Below are 2381 nucleotides of genomic sequence, written 5' to 3'. Positions count from 1 at the left end.
TTGCACTAAACCTGCGGTAGTTTCAAGAGCAGCCAGAAAGAGGTAACTTTTTAGATCATTTATTAACTCTTATCAATCATGAAAAAAAAAGGAAAACCTCATCCAGACTGCCTGTTCTAATGTAGCAGGTTTTGCCGAACTACTGGCCAAGTTTGAACAAAAAGTTGTCGTTGCAGGCAAAAGCAAAAGCACGCTTTCCAACTATGCCAGACATCTGGCCAAACTTGCTATCCACTTCAATGAACTGCCTACCGAAGTTGACCCGGAACGGATCAACGATTACCTGCATCTGGTCAAGCGCAGTCATAATACCCCTTCGGATTCCTACTTTAAGTTCACCGTCTATGCCCTTCGCTTCGCCTATCGCATCGAAGGGATGAAGGACAAACAGATCGAATTACCAACCATAAAACGGAGTAAGAAGCTTCCGGTCGTGCTCAGCCAGGAGGAGATGCGCAAACTCCTTAAAGCCCCCAAACTACTCAAACACCGCATCCTGATAGCCTTGCTTTACGGCTGTGGACTCCGCTGCTTTGAGGTCAGGAATCTCAGGATTGCCGATCTGGATTTTGACAGAAAGATGCTTCACGTAAAGGATGGCAAAGGAAAGAAAGACCGCTACGTTCCGCTGGCAGATATCCTGATCCGCGGGATTAAGACTTACCTGGAAGCAGAGCAACCCGTTGAGTGGCTGTTCAACAGTAAAGGCGGGCAGATCATCGGCCGTGCCGGAGGAGACTTTGACGGACGTTACTCCCAACGTGGTGTGCAATGGGCGGTGGATGAGGCCAAAAAGAAAGCCGGTATTCTCAAGCCGATGAATGTGCATACCCTACGCCATACCTATGCTACCCACCTGCTGGAAGAGGGACTGGATATTCTCACCATTAAAGATCTACTGGGGCACGAATGCATTGACACTACCATGGTCTATTTACATGTTGCCCAGACTGAAAAATGCCGTGCCTTCAGTCCGCTGGATCGGCTCTATCTGTCCAGAAAGTGAAAGCCCCCTTCGAGGTGGCACAGGTACTCAGACAGCACTGGATAGAAGTAGAACAGCATCCCCAGATCAACCGCTGGCAGCTGCGGGCCCTGTCCGCACTGAAACGCTGCCGTACTGCAGATCTCGGTGGACACGTCGATGCATGCACAGAATGTGGTACAGTCAGAATCAGCTATAACAGCTGTAGAAACAGGCATTGTCCGAAGTGCCAGGGCAAAAACCGGGAGGATTGGATTGCCAAACGGGAAGCGGAGTTACTTCCGGTTCCTTACTTCCATGTCGTGTTTACTTTACCGGACACCCTGAACCGACTGGCAATGTATCAACCCAGAGCGGTGTATGACAGCCTGTTTGAGGCGGCATGGAAGACGGTGGCATGCTTTGCCAAAGACCCAAAGCATCTAGGTGCGAAGCCAGGAATGATCGCCATTCTCCATACTTGGGGACAGACGTTGTCACTTCATCCCCATCTGCACTGCATCGTACCGGGAGGAGGGCTGGCCAAAAACCAAAAGTGGAAGACTGCCAAAACCCAGGGTAAGTATCTATTCCCGGTCAAAGCGATGAGCAAAGTGTTCAGGGCAAAGTATGTACGGGCACTCAAATCCAGGCTTCAACCCGCAAAGGAATTAGTCGACGAATTATTCCAAAAGGACTGGGTGGTGTACGCCAAGCGGCCCTTTGGCCATCCCAAAGCGGTGCTGGAATATCTGGGCAGATACACGCACAAGGTGGCCATCTCCAACCATAGGATCTTGGATATAGACGAACAAAAAATCACCTTCCGTTACAAAGATTACCGTCAGGGAGCCCAGAAGCTGGAGATGACTCTGGACAATCTGGAGTTTATCCGGCGATTTTCCCTGCATATCCTGCCCAAAGGATTGGTGAGGATTAGGCACTTCGGTATTTTGGGAAGCTCTGCTAAGCAGGTCACGATCTCGCTGATCCACCGGGGAATTGGCCTAACCATTCCCGAACCGGAACCCAGAGTGTTGGAAACATATAATCCCCGGTACTGTGCCTGCTGCCAGAAGGAAACTATGGTGAGCATTCAGCGCCTGCCCAAAAGAGGGCCACCCAACACAGCCTTTTCTTCTGTCCCAAACCAATTGTAATTCCTGAATTTTTATCAGGCATGGAAACCTATGTCCAAGCCACAAAAAAAGCCCTTCCAAAGAATTACTGGAAGGGCAAAGAAATTATTCAAACACCGCTTTTTTGAGGCCAATCAGATATGCCTCTGATTTTTTGGGGTAATAGCTCCTTTATAAAACTCCTGAAAACCTAACTCAATCCCCATAAGAACCTCACCGGTTCCGTGCAACATCGGTTTCATCGTTCGTGCTTCGCACGCAACGGAAACCTAGTTGTT

3 protein-coding genes are annotated in these 2381 nt (G+C 49.4%); 2 read left to right on the top strand and 1 reads right to left on the bottom strand.

Annotated elements, in window-relative coordinates; genetic code table 11:
* Positions 1 to 139: 139 nt before the first annotated feature.
* A complete protein-coding gene (locus tag LZF95_RS26175) occupies positions 140 to 307 on the bottom strand; it encodes a hypothetical protein (RefSeq protein WP_233758449.1) in 168 nt (55 codons plus the stop codon).
* A 69-nt stretch (positions 308 to 376) separates the two neighbouring features.
* On the opposite strand from LZF95_RS26175, the gene LZF95_RS26170 reads away from it, so the two are divergent.
* Together LZF95_RS26170 and LZF95_RS26165 are read left to right on the top strand one after the other, a co-directional pair.
* Positions 377 to 1006: a tyrosine-type recombinase/integrase gene (locus tag LZF95_RS26170; protein WP_233758448.1), complete on the top strand. Its 630-nt coding sequence runs from the start codon at positions 377 to 379 to the stop codon at positions 1004 to 1006.
* Positions 1003 to 2124: an IS91 family transposase gene (locus LZF95_RS26165; RefSeq protein WP_233758447.1), complete on the top strand. Its 1122-nt coding sequence runs from the start codon at positions 1003 to 1005 to the stop codon at positions 2122 to 2124. The genes LZF95_RS26170 and LZF95_RS26165 overlap by 4 nt, the downstream gene beginning before the upstream one ends.
* Positions 2125 to 2381 lie beyond the last annotated feature (257 nt).

The sequence above is a fragment of the Algoriphagus sp. AGSA1 genome (assembly GCF_021390545.1).
Classification (GTDB): domain Bacteria; phylum Bacteroidota; class Bacteroidia; order Cytophagales; family Cyclobacteriaceae; genus Algoriphagus.
Note: the sequence above shows the minus strand (reverse complement) of the source record. Positions and strands in the feature narration are given on the sequence as shown.